At 45.7% G+C, this 22,583-nt stretch carries 16 protein-coding genes; 4 read left to right on the forward strand and 12 right to left on the reverse strand.

Annotated features, from left to right (window positions below; genetic code table 11):
- Positions 1–184 precede the first annotated feature (184 nt).
- Positions 185–721, forward strand: a complete 537-nt coding sequence (locus C9I89_RS03035; protein WP_107281888.1) for a hypothetical protein — start codon at positions 185–187, stop codon at positions 719–721.
- Positions 722–963: 242 nt separating this feature from the next.
- Positions 964–1,506, forward strand: a complete 543-nt coding sequence (cyaB, locus tag C9I89_RS03040) for a class IV adenylate cyclase (protein WP_107281889.1) — start codon at positions 964–966, stop codon at positions 1,504–1,506.
- A gap of 51 nt (positions 1,507–1,557) precedes the next feature.
- Here the strand turns inward: cyaB and ptsG are convergent, their stop codons facing one another.
- Positions 1,558–2,946 (reverse strand): PTS glucose transporter subunit IIBC, encoded by a 1,389-nt coding sequence (ptsG, locus tag C9I89_RS03045; protein ID WP_107281890.1) that lies wholly within the window; start codon positions 2,944–2,946, stop codon positions 1,558–1,560.
- A 658-nt stretch (positions 2,947–3,604) separates the two neighbouring features.
- On the opposite strand from ptsG, the gene C9I89_RS03050 reads away from it, so the two are divergent.
- Positions 3,605–6,400 (forward strand): EAL domain-containing protein, encoded by a 2,796-nt coding sequence (locus C9I89_RS03050; RefSeq protein WP_107281891.1) that lies wholly within the window; start codon positions 3,605–3,607, stop codon positions 6,398–6,400.
- Between the two features lie 24 nt (positions 6,401–6,424).
- On the opposite strand, the gene C9I89_RS03055 is transcribed toward C9I89_RS03050, so the two are convergent.
- Entirely contained in the window at positions 6,425–6,649 is a 225-nt protein-coding gene (locus C9I89_RS03055; protein WP_107281892.1) for an alternative ribosome-rescue factor A, read from the reverse strand.
- 696 nt (positions 6,650–7,345) lie between these two features.
- On the opposite strand from C9I89_RS03055, the gene C9I89_RS03060 reads away from it, so the two are divergent.
- Positions 7,346–8,023, forward strand: a complete 678-nt coding sequence (locus tag C9I89_RS03060; RefSeq protein WP_107281893.1) for a MaoC family dehydratase — start codon at positions 7,346–7,348, stop codon at positions 8,021–8,023.
- 65 nt (positions 8,024–8,088) lie between these two features.
- On the opposite strand, the gene C9I89_RS03065 is transcribed toward C9I89_RS03060, so the two are convergent.
- From C9I89_RS03065 to ssnA, 10 genes are all read right to left on the reverse strand, one after another.
- Positions 8,089–8,775: a DNA alkylation repair protein gene (locus C9I89_RS03065; protein WP_107281894.1), complete on the reverse strand. Its 687-nt coding sequence runs from the start codon at positions 8,773–8,775 to the stop codon at positions 8,089–8,091.
- Between the two features lie 153 nt (positions 8,776–8,928).
- Positions 8,929–10,314, reverse strand: coding sequence for an NCS2 family permease (locus C9I89_RS03070; protein ID WP_107281895.1), 1,386 nt, complete (start codon positions 10,312–10,314; stop codon positions 8,929–8,931).
- A 147-nt stretch (positions 10,315–10,461) separates the two neighbouring features.
- Positions 10,462–11,778 (reverse strand): guanine deaminase, encoded by a 1,317-nt coding sequence (gene guaD, locus C9I89_RS03075; RefSeq protein WP_107281896.1) that lies wholly within the window; start codon positions 11,776–11,778, stop codon positions 10,462–10,464.
- A 180-nt stretch (positions 11,779–11,958) separates the two neighbouring features.
- Positions 11,959–13,371 (reverse strand): nucleobase:cation symporter-2 family protein, encoded by a 1,413-nt coding sequence (locus tag C9I89_RS03080; protein WP_107281897.1) that lies wholly within the window; start codon positions 13,369–13,371, stop codon positions 11,959–11,961.
- 289 nt (positions 13,372–13,660) lie between these two features.
- Positions 13,661–16,537, reverse strand: a complete 2,877-nt coding sequence (locus C9I89_RS03085) for a molybdopterin-dependent oxidoreductase Mo/Fe-S-binding subunit (RefSeq protein WP_107281898.1) — start codon at positions 16,535–16,537, stop codon at positions 13,661–13,663.
- 2 nt (positions 16,538–16,539) lie between these two features.
- Entirely contained in the window at positions 16,540–17,316 is a 777-nt protein-coding gene (ygfM, locus tag C9I89_RS03090) for a molybdopterin-dependent oxidoreductase FAD-binding subunit (protein WP_107281899.1), read from the reverse strand.
- A gap of 460 nt (positions 17,317–17,776) precedes the next feature.
- Positions 17,777–18,631, reverse strand: a complete 855-nt coding sequence (locus tag C9I89_RS03095; RefSeq protein WP_107281900.1) for an FAD binding domain-containing protein — start codon at positions 18,629–18,631, stop codon at positions 17,777–17,779.
- Positions 18,625–19,095, reverse strand: a complete 471-nt coding sequence (locus C9I89_RS03100; protein ID WP_211315194.1) for a (2Fe-2S)-binding protein — start codon at positions 19,093–19,095, stop codon at positions 18,625–18,627. The genes C9I89_RS03095 and C9I89_RS03100 overlap by 7 nt, the downstream gene beginning before the upstream one ends.
- The gene (locus C9I89_RS03105; protein ID WP_107281902.1) at positions 19,085–21,238 is read right to left on the reverse strand and encodes a xanthine dehydrogenase family protein molybdopterin-binding subunit; all 2,154 of its coding nucleotides are present in this window, start codon (positions 21,236–21,238) and stop codon (positions 19,085–19,087) included. The genes C9I89_RS03100 and C9I89_RS03105 overlap by 11 nt, the downstream gene beginning before the upstream one ends.
- A 14-nt stretch (positions 21,239–21,252) precedes the next feature.
- Complete coding sequence (gene ssnA, locus C9I89_RS03110) at positions 21,253–22,581, reverse strand: putative aminohydrolase SsnA (RefSeq protein ID WP_107281903.1); 1,329 nt, start codon at positions 22,579–22,581, stop codon at positions 21,253–21,255.
- Between the last annotated feature and the right edge of the window lie 2 nt (positions 22,582–22,583).

Genomic DNA, 22,583 nt, shown 5'->3' on the forward strand with positions numbered 1-22,583 from the left:
ATTGGAACTGATGTATGTGCCACCGACAAAAAAACGATCAACCGCACAAAAAAAGCACATCATCTCGAAAAAAGTCTTATTTATCAGGTATAAATTATATTTTGTATAATACTTGTTAATAGCAGCACTCTTTTATTATTAATACTGTTATTTGGTGGCGATAATCTAGAGTAAGAACATAATAATGCTGGACGCATTGCGATCAAGACATGAAAAAAGGAGAAACCTCATAGAAACAATCGATTACCTAAAAGATAGATACAGTGCAGAACTAGCGCGGTTTGATCAATTAGAAAGTAAATGTTCTAAGTTACTAAGTTTTTTAACCATCGCCATCGCCGCTCTTGGATCTGTTGCTGTGATAAAAAGTGAAAGCATCTTTGAACCATCAATACCTGTTGAATGGATAAAATTGGTTGCATTTTTGATTGCCCTATTTGCCGCAGTTTGTGCCTGGGGCCACTCTTTACTGGCTCTAAAAATGGTGGATTGTCCCGTACTGCAAAAAAATGGAGATGCTGCAAAATACCTAGATATGGCCGATATAGTAAGTCGAGATCAACATATTATTAATGCTTATCTTGATACAACAGAAAAAATATCAGAAATAGTCAAAGAGAAGTCAAAATACATTGAACTGGCTTACGAAGAGTTAACAATGTGCGCTTGGTTCCTTGGGATTGTCGCGGCAATCGCTATTGGCATGGAAATTCTCAATTAACAAAGGAGCCAAGGAACAACGGCAACTGACTGCACTTTTAGTTTCAATCTCCCCCGTTGACTGGCAATATTGCTCTCACTATTTTCAATTTCATGGTCAATTCACACCACCACCACACCACCACAAAAGATAACATTTCTATGTGTTTCAGTATGTTGATGCCTTTTTTATTACTACGACATACAAGCTTACGAATCCGAAGTATCATAACCGCTTATATTAACTTGTTTAAAGGTAAGCCCATGAGCAAGCATTTCGAGGGTAAATTCGAAGTAGAACTTAAATATCGTTTAAATTCCAGGGACCGTTTCTTATTTAATTTGCATGAAATGAGTCCAGAAGTAATGCTGGAAAACAACCTAGAGCACGATTGCTATTTTGATTCACCTAAGCATTCATTGTGCAGCGAAAGTAAGAGTGTTTGCATAAGAGAAATGCAACCGTCTGGAATTATGCTCTGGATAGTGAAAGGACCAGAGAAAGATCGTTGTGAAGCGCTTAACATTACTGACTCTGTTAAAGCTAAAAGTATGCTGAAGACAATGGGGTTCGAGCAAGTTTTAGATATGAGAAAGAAACGAAGCATCTATTTTCTCGGTAAATATCATGTGACGGTTGATCATCTTGAAGATATTGGTGACTTTGCTGAACTTGCAATCATGACTGATGACGAATCTATGTTAAAAGAATATAAGCAGCAGTTACTAACTCTGGCACAGAACTTAGGGTTAGATGAAGAACAGCTTGAGTTAAAATCATATCGCGAACTTTATATGGCACAATAAAAAAAGCCCGAACCAAAGTTCGGGCTTAGCTTAGTCTAAATTAGACTTTTATTATGCTAGTACTTCCATTTGACCTTTGATGATTTCGGAGTGAGTACCGAATACAGCCTGGAAGTTGTCGCCTTTAACGAACACACCAGCAGCACCTAGTGCTTTAAGACGGTCAGTATCAACCTTAGCGCTGTTGTGAACAGTAACACGTAGACGTGTGATACAAGCTTCTAAATCTTTAATGTTCGCTTTACCACCGAATGCATCAGTAATATCTTTAGCCAGACCGTCAGATGACGTGTTTACCGCAACTTTTGCTTCTTCTTCGTCTTCACGGCCAAGAGTCTTCAGGTTAAGAGCCTTGATTAGCGTAACGAATACTAAGAAGTAGATTACTGCGTAGATAACACCGATTACTGGTAGTAACCAACCGTTTGTTGACTGACCGAATAGTAAAGTGAAGTCAAACAGACCGTGGCTGAAAGTAGTACCGTGCTTAATACCCAGCATAATCATCACTACGAATGCAGAACCTGCTAGTAGTGCGTGAGCAACGTAAAGTACAGGAGCAACGAACAGGAATGCAAACTCGATTGGTTCGGTGATACCTGTTAGGAACGAAGTCAATGCTGCAGAACCCAGGATTGAAGCAACTTTCAGTTTGTTCTCAGGCTTAGCTGTTACGTACATTGCAAGACATGCAGCAGGTAAGCCGAACATCTTAAACATGTAACCACCAGCCAGGTTTCCTGCTGTTGCATCACCTGCTAGGTAGCGAGGGATTTCACCGCGAACAACTTCACCAGCAGCAGTTGTGAACTCACCAACTTCGTAGAAGAAAGGTGCATTCCAGATGTGGTGCAGGCCGAATGGAATTAGAGAGCGCTCAACAATACCGTAGATACCGAATGCCACTTCCGGAGACTGGTAAGCAGCCCACTCAGAGAATGTCGCAATACCAGCACCGATTGGTTGCCATACGATAGCCAGTATAGCCGCAACAACACACGCCGCTAATGAGGTTACGATTGGAACGAAGCGTTTACCACCGAAGAAGCCAAGGTAAGTTGGTAGCTTAATAGAGTGATATTTATTAAATAGTTGTGCAGCTACCAAGCCCATGATGACACCACCGAATACACCGGTATCAGTACCCTCAGCAACAACGCCTAGTACGCGAGTCATGGTTAGATAACCAAGACCAGCAGCCAGTGCAGCAACACCGTCATTTTTTGTAAAGCCTAGCGCAACACCGATAGCAAATAGCAATGCCATATTGGCAAACACACCCAGACCGGCCTCGGTCATGACTTGCGCTACAATATCAGGCAAGAATTTTGCGACTTCTGAGTTACCACCAATCCCGAGTAGAATACCAGCCGCTGGCATACATGCTACAGGAAGCATGAGGCTACGCCCCATTTTTTGCATCGTACTGAAAAAGTTCATTTGAACCCCCATTCATTATGAACATAAATTTTTTAAGCCCTGGTAGTATCAGGGCATCGTTATCGATTACTTTATAAATAACCGTGGTACCGTGTGTTTAAGTTCGCAGCAGATCAAGAAAAGTAAGTAAATCGCCTCTTTCTTGTCCCTGCTTTTATTTAGAATCGTTTATTAATTTCGTTATAAACTTTTTGTTTCAACGGGGAGTATCATACGATACCAATTTTGATATTTACGAGGAGGCCATCACACTGAATGTAACATAACGTAACGTAACGTAACCACCTGGTAATTGTGTGTAAGGTTAACTTAACTTGTCTTGCTTGACCGCACTTTTCCGTTGCTTTTCATGCTAATAACAACCAGGCCAATACTCAAGGCCTATCAATTAGGTTTAACGTTGCTACTTATACCCAAGCAACCTCAAGATGCTCGTTGCAGCGAGCGTTTATTGGCTTCTAGGTAAGGCGCTGATTTGAAGTCATCGTAGTTCTGCGTCAAATGAGCTTGAGGGGGCAACCATTCCTGTGCGCATTTATGCTTATAATCAACAAAGCTATTGATGTATATCTGAGCGTTAATTGTGCTTTCTCATTGCAATTCAAGCATAAGGTGGGCAGAATTCATCTTTCTACAATCAATATGACACATTGCCTAAATGCAGCATCTAAAAAATAATAAGCACATTTACTTTGCCATTGCGCTTTACGTAACTTGGATTATTGTTTTTTCTGCTTTCAATTACTACCAAGATAAGAAACAGATTTATTCCACCCTGGATCAGCAGCTTGAAAGTGCTGCGCTTACCATTCCGCTACTATTACCAAATAACTTTCATAATAAAGCAATAACTAAAGATGGGCTGTCAGAGCAACAGGACAAAGAAATCACCTTGAAGCTGTCGGAATACACCCATAGCAACCCAGTTGCTTATATTTATACTCTGATACTACAGGATGAGAAAATATTCTTTACGTCTTCAAGTGCATCCGACCAAGCACTCGAAAAGCATGACAGTCTGACTTCTTTTTTCGAACAATATGACGATGTTGATCCTCTGGTCTATCAAGTCTTTCGCAGTGGTGAAACAAGCTTTCTTGAATATACGGATAAGTGGGGACGTTTTCGTAGCATTTTTATTCCTCTCTATGCTGAAGATGGAACAGTATATATTGCCGGAGCCGATCTTCCGATAAATCATATTCAAGCACTTCTAAGTAAAAACCTATACCTTACGCTTGTCATTTCAGTATTATTCTTACTATTGGTTTACCCTCTTTTTATCCTACTTACCTCTGAATCTCGCCGGATGGCCAGGAAGCTGGAACAAAGGATAGAACAACGAACATCCGAACTGGTTCAAAGTGAAGCAAAACTTAACTCAATTGTTGAGCATTCGCCCGTTGGTATTTTTCACTACAACAACCAAGGTGAATTGATAAAAACCAACAAACGTTTTGAGGATATTATTGGCGCCCAAAAGGATAAGCTGATTGGATTTAATATGCTCACACACCTTAAAGACCCCGAAATGCTGGAAGCCGTTCGCCAATCCTTGGCAGGAAATATCAGTTCTTTTGACGGTCCCTACACGTCAGTTACCGGTAATCGGTTTATGTATCTCCACGGAGATTTTGTTCCCCTTTACTCAAGCAACGGTGACATAGAAGGCGGCGTGGGCGTTTATGATGATAGAACTGATATACAACGCAACACTGACAACCTTAAAAAGCTCTCGATGGTCGTCGAATATAGCCCTAATGGCATTCTAATTACGGATATTGATGGCACTATCGAGTATATCAATCCTAAGTATTCTCAAATGATTGGTTATTCGTCAGTTGAAGTTATCGGAAAAAAAACTAACATTTTAAATTCTGGAGAAACCGACCGTACTGTTTATGAAACGTTATGGTCGACAATACTATCAGGCCAAGAATGGTGCGGCGAATTACATAACCGCAAAAAAAATGGCGAATTGTTTTTGGCTCAGGTTTGCATTGTCCCTATTATCAATGATGATGGTGTCATTACCCATTTCATCGGAATGCAAGAAGATGTTACTGAAGTACGAATGGCATCCAAAAAAATATCCTTCCAAGCAAAACACGACATGCTTACAGGGTTGATCAACCGATACGAATTTGAAAATAGGCTTGCCCTGCTTGTCGATGATGCACAACAAAACAATGCTACCCATGCTTTGTGTTTCTTAGATCTCGATCAGTTTAAAATCATTAACGATACTTGCGGCCATGTCGCGGGTGATGAATTACTACGCCAACTAAGTTTGTTATTACAAAAAACCATACAATCAAAAGACATTTTAGCAAGAATCGGCGGTGATGAATTTGCAATTTTAATGGAGAACTGTAACCTCGAACAAGCTGAGGAAACGGCTAATACCGTATTAGAATTAGTTAAGAAATTTCAGTTCATGTGGATGAAGAATTCATTCAGCATTGGAGTCAGCATTGGTTTAACTCAAATCAGCAAGACCTCAGGGAATATCACAGAAGTGCTGATCCATGCTGATTCAGCTTGTTATGCCGCCAAAGATTTAGGCCGCAATAGAATCCATATTTATCACTCTGATGATGCGCTGCTCGCAAAACGCGATGGAGAATTCCGGTGGGTTAATGAGATAAAAGACGCTTTAAACGAAAATCGGTTTGAGCTCTATGCACAACCCATTGTATCTCTATCAGATGTACCTCATAAACGCATCTACGAGGTACTGCTACGTTTACGGACTAAAAATGGTGACATTATTCCTCCAGGCACCTTTTTCCCGGCAGCTGAACGCTATAACTTATCTCAACCGATTGACCGTTGGGTAGTTGATCACACTTTTTCATGGCTGAAAAAGCATCTGCCTCAACTTGATGATTTAGATCACCTAACTATCAATCTGTCAGGCGCATCGTTAGGCGATAACGAATTACTGCGTCATATCATGCAACAGATTAAAAGCGATAACCTGCCCCCGGGCAAAATTCAATTTGAAATAACGGAAACAGCCGCAATTAGCAACCTGCGTGATGCGACTTTGTTTATCAACATATTGCGCGAGTTTGGCTGTCAGTTCGCCTTGGATGATTTTGGCAGTGGTTTATCATCGTTTGCCTATCTTAAAAACTTATCAGTCAGTACGCTTAAAATAGACGGCCTTTTTGTCAAAGATATTTTAAATAACCAGATTGACGGTGCAATGGTGAAATCGATCAACGAAATCGGCCATATCATGGGTATGAAAACGATTGCTGAGTTTGTAGAGAACGACGCGATAAAAGATCAGTTAACAACGATTGGGGTAGATTTTGCACAGGGGTATGGCATTGGTAAGCCGGAGCCTATTGATAATATCCTCACAAAAACACCATCATACCAATCTACGGAAGCTCCTGAAGCTCCTGAAGCTCCTGAAGCTATTGAAACTGCAGCGATAGGATAAAAACCCTATTCAATCACAACTTGATTAAGCCGCCATTGAATAGGACTCTCGTCCTGAATATTTCTCATTACGCTGGAAACTCCCCTTGCCTTTCTTCGCTTTAACAACACGCGTCTTGAATAACTTACTGGTCACAACTGCTTTTAACGCGTTGTCTCGAATCGTGCCGCGGCCAAACTCGTTGGTTTTCGCCGTCACATCAAGCTCTATAGCCTGATTAACTTGGCTTTGCTTGCGTTTCTTAGCCATGGATTGCTCCTAAATATTTATGGTTAATAATTCATCATTTGATGAATGCGAATAGATAATACCTTAATGCTCACTCTTTGTGTAACACCAATTTGTGATCAAGTAAAACTGAATCCCCCCATGCTCCGCAAACCCACAAAACTGCCCAAGTCTCTTTACCATGCCGTTTGTCTGGCACGGCATACTAACCTAACCTGATTAAGGTCAATTAAGATTAAGGTTGAAATTTCAAATTTATTTCGATGTCGATCTCGGCTGATATTATGTGATATCACTGTGAAAATTCGAATCCCGATCCAGCTTAAAGGTATTCCTTCTCGACAAATATCAATCCTATTCTAGAATTGATTAACCAAGTTAAGCGCAACGACAAAGTTGAGTGTTCTTTGATAAAAGACACAATGCTACTCGTTGCTGAAACAATGATAAATCCTGGCATATTGCATTCATAACACTGGCGGAATATTCGCCATTACGATGATAATTAATCTCATAAACGTCGTTTCACCCGTTAAAATAGATGATTTACACTATTTTTTTAAAATTTTTATCTCTATGATTTCAATGAAATTTAACTCATCCGATGAGCTAAAAAATGAGACGCGGAACACATTTTAATTTTTATTAGAGTCGATAATCGTTACAATATGACGCCTCAAAAAGACTTGAGACAGCATTTTAATAAGGTCATGTTCAATGAAAGTAGTCGATTTTCTTAAGCAAAAGCGCGAAACGCTGGCGCAGCATCCATTTGAATTTAAAGACTGGCTATCTCCATCAATTCGCGATTACTGGATTGAGTTCCTAAGCATGGCTAACAACAGCCAATTAGCCTCTTGGGTAAAAGAACAAAAAATGGCGTCTAATGGTGAAGTCATTCCAGAACCTGCACCTATCCAACTTCACCCTGAAGCAGCCAAAATTGTCGATCAATTAACGGCTACTCTTGGTGAGGAAATCCATGTCGGTGACTGGTTAACGGTCGATCAGTCTCGTATAAACCGCTTTGCCGATGTCACGGAAGACCATCAGTGGATCCATACTGATCCTGAACGTTCTGCAACTGAGTCTCCGTTTAAAACCACGATTGCACACGGCTTCTTAACACTGTCTCTGTTATCTGTACTAACTGACAGCGTTGATCCGGACAATACCAAGTTCCCAACCGCTAAAATGACGGTGAACTACGGTCTGAACCAGGTACGCTTTCCGTATCCTGTTAAGGAAGGCAATCGCGTGCGTGCACGTACCAAGATCCAATCTGTAACACCGATTAAACGTGGGTTGGAAATTGTTCAGGAAATTTCAGTAGAAATTGAAGGCTGCCGTCGTCCAGGCTGTGTTGCTGAATCAGTGATTCGTCTGTACTTCTAAATTTAATATTACATATTATTTACTAAGGCCATCCATTGATAGCCTTAGTTTTATCACGATTGTTATTACGACTTATTAATCACTTTTAATGCTTCTTTCTGGCTCATCGCTGATAACTGATCACGGTGTTTGGTGACAAATTGAGACACATACTCAGGATCGGTTTTTGAATATTCCCGCAATACCCAACCAATGGCTTTGCGGATAAAGAACTCTTTCTCATGTGCCAGCATCAGAATGGTTTCTTCCAGTAAAGGAAGATTGGTTTCACTTTTATGTTTCAAGTGAGCAAGTAACGATGCTCGTCTGAACCACATATTATCAGACTGCCGCCATTCAATGAGCTTCGCTTCAAATGCCCGGTGTGTTCTGACCAGCTCGCCAATCAAGTTGGAAGAGAGTTTATCCACCGTGTCCCAATTGTCTGCGCTTTGCAGCATTTCTTCATAAATCGCAAAGGCTTCTTTAGTACGAAATTCTTTGTAGTACTCCGCCACATCCATCGCCAGATAGAGCTCTTCTCGATATACGCCAGACCATAACCACAAGACCAGTCGGCGATACTGGGTAAAATCAGATACCGTTGTATGCTGCCGAGCTTGCTTGAAAATCAAGTGTCGCTGAGGGGTTTTGACACCATAGAATGGCTGTTCCGTTTTCATATAAGCCTGCATGCCAGCAGCGGCATCAACATCCATCGCTTCGGCCAATCGCTGCTGCATAAAAATCACCATAGGTATCATCAATGACATGAAGAGTGCTTCCTTTTTTACTGCTGAATTCTACTATCCGTTTCGACGGCCGCATTGAAACATATACCCATTACATTTAACAATAATTAACCCGTTAAAAAAAAGAGCACAGATAATCTGTGCCCTTTTTCTCAGTCCTTCATCCGCTCTGGGTTAAATTGCCCATCCTCCGGCGTAGAAAACAACGAGAACCGCTGCGATTAGCACCGTACCGATATTCAGGCGCTTCCATTCACCCGAAATAACGCGGCCAATAACCAGACAACTAAAGCCAAGCATAATACCTGTTACAATATTGCAGGTTAGTACAATAAATACTGCACACACCATGCCAGACATAGCATCGACAGAATCATTCATGTCCAGCTTAGTAACATTACTAAGCATCAATAAACCAACATACATCAGTGCCGGTGCTGTTGCGTAAGCCGGAACCAGGTAGCTGACCGGCGACAAGAAAATCATCAGTAAGAATAACCCACCGACTACGGTGGCAGTCAGGCCAGTCTTACCACCTGCTGCGGTACCTGCCGCTGATTCAATATAAACAGCCGCAGGTGCACCACCAACAAAGCCCGCAAAGATGCTGCTGACTGAATCGGATGTCAGTGCCTTACCGCCGTTAATGATTTGTCCGTCTTTATCAAGCAGGTTAGCTTGTCCGGCAACAGCACGAATGGTTCCTGTGGCATCAAATATCGCAGTCATCACCAGTGCCAGTACACTCGGAATAACAATCGGATTTAACGCACCCATAATATCCATGGTGCCAAGTAACGACTCACCTTCCGCACCAAATGATGGCATGGCAAATAACCCTTGGTACGTAACATTCGGGTCAAAGATCAGGCCAAACACAGAAATCGCTACAATCACCAGCAAGATACCACCAGGAACCCGACGACGCTCTAAACCAAAGATAGCAGCCAGACCAAGCAACGACATCAATACAGGTAACGACGTAAATTCACCCAATGTCACAGGCAAGCCGTCAAACGGATTTTTAATGACCAGTCCGACGCTATTGGCAGCAATCAACAGCAGGAACAATCCGATACCAATTCCGGTACCGTGGGCGATACCAAATGGCAAATTGGTCAGGATCCACTGGCGAACACCAGTGACGGTAATGCCGGTAAACACAACCCCCATCAGAAATACCGCGCCCAAAGCCACAGGAATACTTACCCCCTGCCCTAGTACCAAGCTGAACGCGGTAAATGCCGTCAGTGAAATTGCGCAGCCAATTGCCATTGGCAATTTAGCCCACAGGCCCATCAGCAACGAACCAAATGCCGCAACCAAACAAGTGGCGATAAATACCGCCCCCTGATTAAAGCCGGCAACACCTAACATACTTGGTACAACAATCACGGAATAGACCATAGCCAGGAAGGTGGTCAAGCCTGCAACCAACTCCTGACGAACCGAACTGCCTCGCTCTGTAATATAAAAATATGAATCTAATTTACTTCCACTTACTGTATCCGATGTACCTTCACTGGGTTGTCCGGATTGTAACGTACTGTTATCAGACATGATGATAGTTCCTTTGTCATTTGGAGCAAGAAGCCGTGTAAGACGTAATCTTCGCCCACTGCGGCTTGCTCGCTCATCACTGTTTAATCACAAATATTCTGTTGAGCTTCCTCTCAACAATGCTTATTTTTCAACTTAATGAATCATTTAACCGCGCTCATAAACCAAACGTCCATCGACATAGGTACGGTAGATACTGCGATCATCGCCCAGTGTCATTAATACAAACAATTCTTCGGCCAGATCTTTGGAGCTGTCGAAGCGAAGCTGCTGAAGCGGGGTGGAACAAGGATCAATAACCACAAAATCCGCCTCTTTGCCGATATCAAAGTTACCAATCAGGTGATCAAGCGATAAGGATTTAGCTCCGCCCAGCGTCGCTAAATAAAAGGCTTCAAAGGCTGACAATCGATGCTGTTGCAACTGCATCACTTTGTAAGCTTCGTTGAGGGTTTGCAGCATATTGAACGTGGTACCGGCACCAATATCGGTGCCCATTCCCACTTTTACTTTACGTTGCCAGGCTTCTTGCAGTTTGAACAAACCGCTGCCGAGATACAGGTTCGAGGTCGGACAGAATGCAATCGCTGAATCGGTATCATGCAGACAATCCCACTCTTTATCTTCGAGGTGGATACAGTGGGCAAATACACTCTTTGAGCCCGTTAACCCATGCTGATGATAAACGTCTAAATAACCATCCTGCTCGGGGAATAGCTCTTTGACCCACTCGATTTCATTTTTGTTTTCGCATAAATGGGTATGCAAATAAGTATCCGGATACTCTTGCTTCAATTTGCCGGCCATGGCTAACTGCTCGGGCGAAGACGTCGGCGCGAATCGCGGCGTTATCGCATACAACAAACGTCCACGTTTATGCCATTTTTCAATCAGCTCTTTGGTCTGATTATAACTGGTTTCTGGGGTATCAAGCAGGTAATCAGGCGCATTACGGTCCATCATCACCTTACCGGCAATAATCCGCATGTTAATGTTTTCTGCGGCCTCAAATAACGCATCGACAGATTCCGGGTGTACCGTACCGAAGACTAAAGCCGTTGTTGTTCCGTTGCGCAGCAGCTGCTTCAAAAAGAACGCAGACATTTCGCGCGCATAATCTTTATCTTTGTAACGGGCCTCTGTCGGGAAGGTGTAATTATTGAGCCATTCCAGCAATTGCTCGCCATACGCACCCACCATTTCGGCTTGCGGGTAATGAATATGCGTATCAATAAAGCCCGGCATCAGGATCTTACCTGGGTAACTGCGGATACGAACCGAATCCGGCACCATATCTTTGCCATCTTGCCAGTTGCCGACCCACTCGATGCGGCCATTGGCTATCAGCATTAATCCATCATCGATATACCGAACGTTTTTTTCAATATCTTCCGGATTATCGACTACTCTCGCAATATCTAGAATTGACGCACGAATTGCTTTAACTGATTGAGAGTGTTCCATATAGACCTCTAATTATGATTCCCTTACGTCTTACAGGTAGTCACTTTGATGTAGGGCTGTGTGACTTCGCTACCCTGACGCGTAGTTTTCTAAACTTGGTACTGTCTGAATAGTTAAAAACTAAACCCTTAAAGCTACGGCATGTATTGCCTGAAATCTGTGATGACTACTGTTCAGTGATCAACTTTTCTCCAACTCTGTCTGTTGTTCCATTGTTTGCTGCTCTTCAAGCGCCCGGTTGCAGGCTTCGCATTCTTTGATCTGCTCGACTAACGCTTCACGCTTCTCTTCGGCACTTTCCGCCTCATCCTCACGATTAATACCAATAAAGAAGTTCATTCCCAATGCCACCAACGACCCCGTTGTGATCCCTGAGCCTAAAATTACACGCATTGAATCAGGTAAATTAGTTAGGATTTCAGGGCGCACGGTAACGGCCATACCCGATGCGACACCGACGGCGATGATCAGCATGTTACGTTTGGTGAAATTGATACGAGAAAGAATGCCAATACCGGCAGAGATGATCATGGCGAACATCACCAAACCTGCACCACCAAGAACCGGAGATGGAATGGTAACGACGATGCCACCGAGTTTAGGGAACAAACCTGCAAGTAACATGATGCCGCCGGTAACAGCCACGACATGACGACTTGCCACGCCAGTAATCGACACAATACCCACGTTCTGGCTGAATGATGAAAATGGCGTTGCACCAAATAGCGATGCAAGTGCACTTCCCATACCATCACACAAGATGCCTTTCGATAATTTTTTACCGGTCAGCTTGGTATGAGTCGCGTCACTCAAGGCAAGAAAGTCACCGGTTGATTCCATAATGGTGACCAGGTACGCAATCGACATACCGATAATGCCACTGATAGTAAAGCTCACGCCAAAGGGCAACAATTCGGGCAGCGCAAAAAATTGTGCATCACGCACTGGCGAAAAATCGACAATACCCATGAAGATGGCAACCACATATCCTACCGCCATGCCGATAACGATAGCCGCGGCAGAGATGATCCCCTTGCCAACTTGCGACAACACAATGACTACCACCAGTACCAGCAAACCTAACATCAGGTTACTGACCTGGCCGTACTGTTCCTGACCAACAAAACCACCCGCAAACCAATCGACTGAGACCGGCAGGATTGTCAGACCAATCAGGACCACTACAGTGCCGGAGACAACAGGGGGAAACAATTTACGGATTTGCGGCATAAACCGGCTACCAATGATCATAACCAGCGAACCGACCAGTGATGCCCCGAAGATACCGGAGACCCCGGCATCCAGACCAATGGAAATAGAAATCGCAACAAAAGTAAAGCTGGTGCCCATGACCACTGGCAGACGAATGCCTACCGGGCCAACCCCCTTACACTGAATAATGGTAACAACACCAGATACCATTAAAGCTGCATTAACTAAAACCACCATTTGATCCGTCGGCAAACCAATCGCACTTCCCACCACTAACGGCACGGCGATAATGGCCCCCATTGCGGCCAGCATATGTTGGAGTGCTAACAGAATCGATGCCCCGACCGGCGGTTTGTCTTCAACGTTATAGAACAATTTCATTTCAATACCATCCGTTTCTGATACTTCCTTGGACGTAGCCTGTTAAGCCGTAATCCGCGAAAAGATTGGACGAGTATGGAATCGATAACCCGGCTAGAATTTCCCCAAAGGGCCTCTCACTCAGCCATACAGCCCAGTGCGCCTTCACCCTTAAACACTATGACCAACCAGCGGGTGAACTCACCCGTTAATCCGTCTTTTTTTTACCAGCCAAATTATGACAGCTCACTCGCTAAATAAAGAAACGGTCGCTTTCCCATCCCCAGAAAAGCAACCGCTTCAACATTACTTAGAGCTTATTAAGACCTTTCAGCACCTTCTCTGGTGTGAAGTTCCATTCTCGGATCCACACCCCGCAGGCGTCATGAATCGCGGTGGCAATAGCCGGAGCGGCACCGTTAACGCCAATTTCAGAGATTGACTTGGCACCATACGGGCCGACAGGATCATCACTTGGCACCAGTGCTGCACGGAAATCACGAGGAATATCGCCGATCATCGGTGCGCCGTAGCTCTTCAGATCCGTGTTCATCGGCACCCCGTTTTCGTCGTACATCAGCTCTTCGCACATACTGTGGCCGATGGCACGCATGCTGGCACCGTAGATCTGGCCCAGAGCCAAATCAGGATTGATTGGCGTACCACAGTCAAGCAGGGCATGGAACTTGTTAAGTTTGATCTCACCGGTACGGGTATTCACCGCCACTTCGGCGAAGTTCGCGCCATAAGGGAAGGCAAAATCAGAAGTAATGAAGCTGCCGCTGGTCAGCAACTGGCCCCAGCCTTTACCGCCTTCAGCCTGATGAGCAATGTCACCGAAGGTGACTTGCTTGCCGTCTTTGCCTTCCACCGTTGCAGGGAAGACCAGTTTCACATCAGCAACCTCTTCGCCCAGCATTTCGGCACCGCAGATCAAGATTCGCTCCCGCATGGCTTCCGCCGCTTTCTTCGCTGCATTACCAGAGAAGCAGGTACCGGAAGAAGCATAAGCGCCCTTATCAAACGGACAGTGATCGGTATCGCCCGAGATCACCGTGATTTCTTCTAACGGCATCTTCAGTGTTTCGGCGGCAATTTTGCCTACCACAAGATCCAGACCTGTACCGATATCAGCACCGCCGGAGTGGACAATCAAAGTACCGTCAGAGGCTAGTTTGGCCTTGCAGTTAGCCTGGTCAATATCAGGGATCCCTGATTTTTGCTGGATAATGGCAACACCACGGCCTACGGTCCAGTCTTTACCTAAGTCTTCTTTTGGCAGATCCCAGCCGAACTCTTCACGTCCCTGACGCAACACTTCGTCCAGCGCACAAGAAAGAACGCGAGGCGGCTCTGCAGGAAGATCACCCTCGCCCACTGCACCTTTGATCTTCAGCGCATCACCTTCGTGAACACGGTTCTTCTCGATGATATCGAGCAGATCCATATCCAGCTCTTCGGCCAGCTCTGCCAGCATCATGGTTAAGGCAAACACGCCTTTTGGTGCACCGTACCCCTGGTAGGCACCGGTTGGACAGATATTTGAATAATACGTCGTAACCTTAAAGCGCACGTTATCAATCGGATAGAGCGGCAGTGACAACGCAGGACCATTTGAAGGTACGGTTAAGGCATGGTTACCATAAGGGCCGGTATTGGCCTGGAAATCCATGTCGATCGCCGTCAACGTACCGTCTTTTTTCATCCCCACTTTCAGGTTCACCTTCGCAACATGGCGAGTTGAACACGCGGTGAACTCTTCTTCACGGGTGTAGTGCAAATAAACCGGGCGGCCGGTTGTGAAGGTAGCAAACGCAGTTAAGTCTTCAACCAGGATGTCCTGCTTGGAGCCAAAGCCCCCGCCGACACGTTCTTTAACCACATGTACACGGTTCTGTTTGATCCCCAGGATCTTCGCTACCTGGCGGCGAACATGGAAGGGGACCTGTGTTGAGGCATGCATAACAACGCGGTTACCATCCATATAGGCATAACAGATGTGCATTTCTGTCGGTGCCTGCTGCGCTTGCTTAGACTCATATGTGCGCTCAAAGATCACGTCTGCATCTGCAAACCCCTGGTCGATATCACCGATCTGTCCTTTAACGGAAGCGGCAATGTTCTTGCGCGGCTCACAGCCAATCGGGAAGTTGACAATCAGTTTGCCTTCACGTGGATCGGCATTTTTGTTCTGCTCTTCCAAATCTGCAGGTGCGCCCGCCATATACTCAATCGGTTCATTGTGAATGATCGGCGCATCGGCAGCTTGTGCTTCGTCGATACTCATTACCGGCTTCAGCACGTCGTATTCAACATCAATCAGTTTCAGCGCGGCTTCTGCAATTTCAACACTTTCTGCAACCACAGCGGCGACACGGTCACCCACATGGCGCAATTTCTGACAGAACATACGGCGGTCAAGCGGTGACGGCTCAGGGCCTGTCTGGCCGCCCGGGGTGTAAGGAATATCCGGACAGTTTTCATGAGTGATGATGTGGACTACCCCTTCCAGCGCCTCAGCTTTACTCACGTCTAATCGTTTGATCCATGCATGGGGATGCGGGCTGCGCAGTACCTTAAGGACACAGGCATCCGCCGGAATGCGATCTTCTACATAACAAGGCTTGGCCTGAACCATTTTCACTGAGTCGTCTTTCGGGCTCACTTTGCCGATCACGTCGAGCTCATCGCAAAATTCTGGCGCAACTTCTTCTGTATATTCTGGAGAATTTTTACGCTTCGCCGCCAACTCCACCACCTGGTAGAACTGCTGATAACCGGCATCGCGGCTGAATAAACCGGAGAGCGCATCATCGATCTCCTCACGGCTCGGCATCACAATGCGTTCAAGCAACTCGGTTAAGATCAAAGCTGCCGCAGGATCGTTATAACCCGACTGTACAACACCGACATCGATCATTGCCTGCTGGACGACGCTCAACTTATTGTGCGTGCTGAGTGATTCAGCCGTCTTCACTTCCGCACCTTCCAATTGTGCTGCGATCAGCAAAGACGCATTGACCAGTTTGCCGTTAAGTAAAATAACGTCAGAACCGGCAAAGCCAAAACCGTCATCACTGTTGCGAACTGAGTGCAGCCCCAAACCGTGCAATACTTTCTGGACATTTTCACCCGCTTTGCAGTTGAGTTCCTGAGAGCGGTTATTAAGAGTAAAGGTGATAGTCATGATTACGCCTCCTCTGCCAAATGCTGACATTCAGCAAGTAAATCAGTAACAACAACACCCGCGATATAACGCTTGTATTCCACACTTCCTCTTATATCGGCTTCCGGGTAGATGGCATCAGCCACAGCTTGTTCCAGTAACTCGCCTTTTAAGTCCTGACTCTCAACATCGCGTAAACGAATCGGTGTCGGGGCAACGCCCTCAAGCGCAATAATCTTCTCTCCGGTTTTATCTACTGATACAGCAGCCGTTACAATGGAAAGTCCCGCTGCCGAGCGAGCAATGTTATAACCCAGACACGTTAAGTTAACGTTCGGGATAATCACTTTAGTAATTAATCCCTGCTTATCGCTGGCAATATACTCTTCAATATCCATTTCACCGGATTCAGCCAATTCTAGTTTGGCTTTCAGTGCGATTAAGCTTGGTAACAATAATGCTTCATCCTGTACCGCCGCAATTTCACCACCGATAGTGGCTTGATTACGCACATGACGGGAATAAATAAAAGCCGCCGCTTGTTTTAAGGCAACAGGCATTAGCTCACTATCGATCATGGTCTGGAGACGGCACATCGCACCGATGTGTAGTGCTTCACCCTGTTGCTCAATCTTATCCAACGCCAGATTCGCAAGAGAAATTGCGACTGTTTTCTCTGTTTTTGTTGGCGCGGCGTTTAGTTTTGATCCTCCGGCAAAATAGGTCGCAACACCAAGGTGCTGCTGCATCAATTCGATTGCTTGCGCGGTAGAGTCAGGCTTCAAGTAGTGTTCAATCATTGTTCTTACCTTCATTGAATTCTGATTATTGTTAAATTTTTCATATCAATCTGAATAAGTAGTGATAAATAGGTGAAAGTTTCAATGTCTTACTAAAACCCATCGTATTTGAAAGGTAAAAAGGCAACTATTAAGCCAAACTTGAAAAAGCCCCAAATAAGAAATGATATTCGTGAGCATGGTCTGAATTCAGACGTGATTTGAGAGGTAGGTCAAGCTTCAGAAACGACGTAAGAGCTTGGCCAGATTGGAGAATATGGCGGTAAATAGGAGCAATTATCAATACCCCATTATTCCCTATCAAAATAATAACTTCTCTATCAAATTGATAGTGATAGTGCTGATAGTGCTAGAGGAAAGACTCATTGATTTTAACGCGACAAATAACAGATACAAAAAAGGGTATTAATCAAAATTAATACCCAAAATCAAACAACAAAATAAGAGACTAGGAGTATAACTACGCAGTACTGACTTGTGTTAACCAGCGCTGCAATAGATTAAGGGACGTACGGTGGCGATACAGAGCGGTTGAGCGCTGATCATCAATCGGGCGAATGATTTTGCTGTACTGCTCCAGAATGTTACCCACGAACAACGGCTCACCAAGCATCGAAACTGGCTGACCAATGATCAATTGCTCTAACTCGCGGCTTCTCACCACTTTAGGTCCCACCGCGCCAAACGCGGCACGCCAGTCGACAACCTGCCCGTCAACCACTTTGGCAAGACCTGCTACCGACAGTTTAGTTAAGGCATTCGCCGCCCGGGTTCCGACCTTGTGATAGAAAACTATCGGTAAATCGGACTTCGGAACGATGATATGGCTTAAAATTTCATCATCTTGTAACTGTGTTTTACCCGGACCGGTAATGAAATCGGCAATGGCCATTTCACGCTGGCCACGCAGTGAAGACAAAACCACTGTCGCATCTAACAGGTATAGCGCCGGTAAAGAGTCAGCAGCAGGCGACGCATTGCAAATATTCCCTGCCATGGTTGCCCGGTTCCGTAAGGCCGGTGCAGCAATATTCGCCACCCCCTGACGCAAAATATCCGGCACCAGGGGATCCTGTTCGATATCTGCCAGGCTGCATTCCGCGCCAATAGACAGTCCTTGTTCGGTCTGGGTGATCTGCTTCAGCTCTTCAATCGCATCGAGAAACACCACATCCTGCTCAAAATTTGGCGTCAAACCTGACCGTACTGCATGCTGAACCATCAAATCAGTGCCGCCGGAAAACAAGGTATGCTTCCCCACCGCAACCCAATCAAGAGCCTGCGCTAAAGTTTCAGGACGATAAACTGCTACCATAATCCTTCTCCTTTCGTTGCTGCAATACGGGCCGCATCGACAATCATGCCGTAGCCGGTACAACGGCACAGGTTCCCGGAAATGGCAGTGCGTATTTCACTTTCGTTCGGATTGCTGTTTTGTTCCAGTAATGCATAAAGTGCCAGTACCATTCCCGGTGTACAAAACCCACACTGAACGCCTTTGGCTTCAAGTAACGCATCAATCACACACTGGCCTTTCTCGGTCTGTTTCAGACCTTCCAATGTCATGATATTCCCGCCTTCAGCCTGAGCAATCGGAAACATACAGGCATTTACCAGCCGATCATTAAACAGCACGGAACAGGCGCCGCACTCACCTTCGCCGCAGCCTTCTTTGGTCGCCGTCTTAATTAGGTTACCCCGTAACGTAACCAGCAGCGTTTGCATCGGATCGACATCCACAGTGACCTGTTCACCGTTCAGAATAAACTCAATTTCCATACTGCTCTCCAAGCTCATCGCTATAAAGCGCCTCGCACACTTTTTCAGGTGTCACCGGAATAGAAGACAACGGTTTGCCAATGGCAGATTCAACCGCAGCTGCAAACGCGGCTGCTCCACCATTATGTGTCAGCTCACCACCACCTTTCGCGCCTTTAGGCCCGTACGGATAAGGGTTATCCACCAGCTCACTGTTGATCATCGGTACATCTAGCGAGGTTGGGATCACGTAATCTGCCATGGTTTTCTGAGCAAACATGCCATCAGCGTTCAGTTCCATTTTTTCACAACTACCGTAACCCAGGGCTTGTACTAATCCGCCATCAATCTGGCCTTTAAATACCCGCTCATCAATCGCTTTACCAATGTCATAGACTGCCGAGGCGCCGATGATAGCCGATTCACCCGTCGCCATATCAACTTCCACTTCCACCACGTTAATGCCATAACTGACAGCCTGATAAGCATTGCCTTGGTAGTTATTCTGGTCCCAAACGTGATAGTCCGGCTTACGGTAAATTTCCTCGATTTCCTGGTGCTCGCCGTCTATCCATCGGGACTGTAATTTTTGCGCCGCTTTCTCTAGCAAGTAACCCACAATCAAAATAGAGCGGGAAGCCACGGTCGGGCCAGAATCTGGCACAACACCGGTATCAGGCACTGCCAGGTGAATATCACCCAACGGCTTATCAAGGGTTTCAGCTACAATTTTACGGAATGTCAGGCTGAGTCCCTGACCAATATCCGTATTCGACGCCAGAATTTGCAGCTGACCATCGGCTAACTTGATCAGGCGAACCTTCGCACGGACTAACGTATCTTCCAAGTCACCGGCAAAACCACAGCCATGTTGGAAGAGTGCCAGCCCGATACCTTTACGCTTCATACTATCGGCTGGCTGAGCGGCAATTTCTTGTGCCTTATTGTGGTAATCCGACAGACAAAGTGCCCGCTCCAACATTTTCTCTAACACCAGATCGCCGAAGATCGCAGCACCAGTTAACGTAGTGGATTCAGTGGTCAAGAGGTGACGTCGCTTAAATTCAACCGGATCTTGCCCTAAGCGCTTGGCAACATGGTTGATGTGGGTTTCCATACAGAAGCAGGTTTGCGGCGAGCCAAAGCCACGAAATGCACCAGTCGGAACGGTATTGGTCACCCATGCATGGCCTTCAACGCGAACATTCGGAATATCATAGACATTGGTTGCGGTTGTGATTGAACGCTGCAGTACGATGCCAGATAGGCTCAGGTAGGCCCCTGAATTGACATCAAACTGGATGTCCATCGCGACAATCTTACCGTGTTCATCAATCCCGGTGCGATAGCGGAACTCGGCGGGATGGCGCTTCGAGGTAAAGGCAATATCTTCACTGCGTTCAAGCACGATACGTACCGGACGCTGCAATTTTTCTACCGCAACCGCCAGCGGGCCGGCCAGCACATCCGGATAATCTTCTTTACCACCGAATCCGCCACCAGTCGGACACTGGATTGCTCGCACATGGTCATGACCGAGCACCACCGCCATACAGTGATGGACATAGAAGGGGCACTGCATCGAACCTTCAATGACGACCTTGCCATCTTTGGGATAGCCAACCACACCCTGGGTTTCGAGATAAATATGTTCCTGATAACCCGTACTGCAGGTTTCTTCAATAATGGTAACTGCCTGGGCAAATCCTGCGTCGACATCCCCTTTGTTAAGGACATGGCTATCAAGAATATTATTTGTGCAATGGATCGGACCATCAATCATCGCTTGTGACTGAGCAACCGTATAGGCTGGTGTCAGCGGTTGATATTCGATGGATATCTGCTGGATCAGTTGCTCAAGCACATCGGGGTTCTCACCGACCAGCAAAAACACCACCTGACCCACATAACGGACTTCATTATCAGCAAAGGCTGGCCAATCAATCTCGACGATTGGCAGCACATTTTGCCCGGGAACATCTTTGGCACCAAACAGATAATAACCTTCGGGCAACGCCGGTATATGTACGGATTTGATCACGCCTCTAGGGCAAGAAGAGCGGTAGAACCGCCCTTCTAATAGGCCCTCGAAATGGCGATCGGCAATATACTTTGCATTTCCTGTGGCTTCTGCCCACTTGAATTTAGTATTGACCGTTTCCATATCGGGATCTCACATTAGTCTAATTGATCCATTGTTTTCCATAAACGCTGCGCGACTTTGCTCGCTTCAGCATAGATTGGCGCAATATCGAATGGGAAGGCGCGATCTTCTAACACAAAGCGACCTTCAACCATTACGCTGTTGACATTGCCAGCATTGATACCAAAGGCAATATGACCCGGCAGGTTATCGGCAACAAACGGCGTTGGGCTGGTGTAATCCAGAATCGTAAGATCCGCTTTATTGCCTGCCTCTAAGCGACCGAATTTCGCCCCGAAGTTACGTGCCAGTAATTCATTACCGTTCCACAGGTTACGTAAGAAACTATCAGGCCATAACGGACCGCCTGCATCACGGTGCTTGAAGAAGGCAAACTTCAGCTCTTCGAACATATCCGCACCGATACCATCAGTACCCAGAGCCACATTCTTGAAGCGCGTCAGTTTATGGTTATAGCCCACGTTGTTGTTCATATTTGAACGGGCGTTATGAACTAAGAAGCCATCTTTTGCGTTAAGGATGTCGATATCGCGATCCGATAAGAACAAACCGTGCGCCAATAAGGTTTTTTCGTTGATCAGACCAAAGCTGTCTAAGCGTTCAACGATATCCTGGCTATAATGATGGTGACTATGAGTAACGTCATATCTGTCTTCAGCGACATGGACATGAATACCGCGTCCGGTTACCTGCACTGCTTCCGCCATCATCGACAAACCTTCGTTGGTCACGGTAAACGGTGCGTGAGCACCGATGTGAGACTCAACCAGATACGGTTCGTCACCGCGGGCCTTGGCACTGTCGATTAGCTGAGCAAACGCAATGTTCTCTTCAACCCCGGCGGCCATCTCTTTCATACCGCCATTACGGTCGGTGGTTTCAAAACAGGTCATGCCGCGTAATCCTGCTTTTAAAAACCCTTTACGCAATGTATTCAATGAACCGGCAATGTAGTTTGGCGATGCATGGTGATCAATCACCGAAGTGCAGCCGTTTTTAATCGCTTCCAGTGAACAGATTAAGCCGCTGTAATACACCGCTTCTTCATCCAGGGCGCGGTCCATTCGCCACCACAGATTCTTCAGAATCGAAATGAAGTCAGGGCTTGGCTTAATGTCAGCCATCACACCGCGAGCCAGGCCTGAATAGAAGTGATTGTGTGAACACACAATACCCGGCATGACTAATTTACCCTTCATATCTTTAGCGATAGCATCCGGGTACTTCGCGGCAAGGTTTGCACCAACTTCTACAATCGTGCTGCCATTAATCGCGATATCAACCCCTTCTTTAATGAAAGCAGGTTCGAACTGCACGGCCGTTGCATTTTTAAGTAATAACATTC

Source organism: Photobacterium lipolyticum (genome assembly GCF_003026475.1).
In the GTDB taxonomy this organism is placed as follows: domain Bacteria; phylum Pseudomonadota; class Gammaproteobacteria; order Enterobacterales; family Vibrionaceae; genus Photobacterium; species Photobacterium lipolyticum.

Bases quoted from the DNA above. Each gene is read 5' to 3' on its own strand.
- C9I89_RS03035 (WP_107281888.1), top strand. From the start codon at position 185: ATGCTGGACGCATTGCGATCAAGACATGAAAAAAGGAGAAACCTCATA.
- C9I89_RS03105 (WP_107281902.1), bottom strand. From the start codon at position 21,238: ATGGAAACGGTCAATACTAAATTCAAGTGGGCAGAAGCCACAGGAAAT.
- C9I89_RS03055 (WP_107281892.1), bottom strand. From the start codon at position 6,649: ATGGCTAAGAAACGCAAGCAAAGCCAAGTTAATCAGGCTATAGAGCTT.
- cyaB (WP_107281889.1), top strand. From the start codon at position 964: ATGAGCAAGCATTTCGAGGGTAAATTCGAAGTAGAACTTAAATATCGT.
- ssnA (WP_107281903.1), bottom strand. From the start codon at position 22,581: ATGTTATTACTTAAAAATGCAACGGCCGTGCAGTTCGAACCTGCTTTC.
- C9I89_RS03065 (WP_107281894.1), bottom strand. From the start codon at position 8,775: ATGTCATTGATGATACCTATGGTGATTTTTATGCAGCAGCGATTGGCC.
- ygfM (WP_107281899.1), bottom strand. From the start codon at position 17,316: ATGATTGAACACTACTTGAAGCCTGACTCTACCGCGCAAGCAATCGAA.
- ptsG (WP_107281890.1), bottom strand. From the start codon at position 2,946: ATGAACTTTTTCAGTACGATGCAAAAAATGGGGCGTAGCCTCATGCTT.
- guaD (WP_107281896.1), bottom strand. From the start codon at position 11,778: ATGGAACACTCTCAATCAGTTAAAGCAATTCGTGCGTCAATTCTAGAT.
- C9I89_RS03060 (WP_107281893.1), top strand. From the start codon at position 7,346: ATGAAAGTAGTCGATTTTCTTAAGCAAAAGCGCGAAACGCTGGCGCAG.
- C9I89_RS03080 (WP_107281897.1), bottom strand. From the start codon at position 13,371: ATGAAATTGTTCTATAACGTTGAAGACAAACCGCCGGTCGGGGCATCG.
- C9I89_RS03050 (WP_107281891.1), top strand. From the start codon at position 3,605: ATGCAGCATCTAAAAAATAATAAGCACATTTACTTTGCCATTGCGCTT.
- C9I89_RS03095 (WP_107281900.1), bottom strand. From the start codon at position 18,631: ATGGTAGCAGTTTATCGTCCTGAAACTTTAGCGCAGGCTCTTGATTGG.
- C9I89_RS03070 (WP_107281895.1), bottom strand. From the start codon at position 10,314: ATGTCTGATAACAGTACGTTACAATCCGGACAACCCAGTGAAGGTACA.
- C9I89_RS03100 (WP_211315194.1), bottom strand. From the start codon at position 19,095: ATGGAAATTGAGTTTATTCTGAACGGTGAACAGGTCACTGTGGATGTC.
- C9I89_RS03085 (WP_107281898.1), bottom strand. From the start codon at position 16,537: ATGACTATCACCTTTACTCTTAATAACCGCTCTCAGGAACTCAACTGC.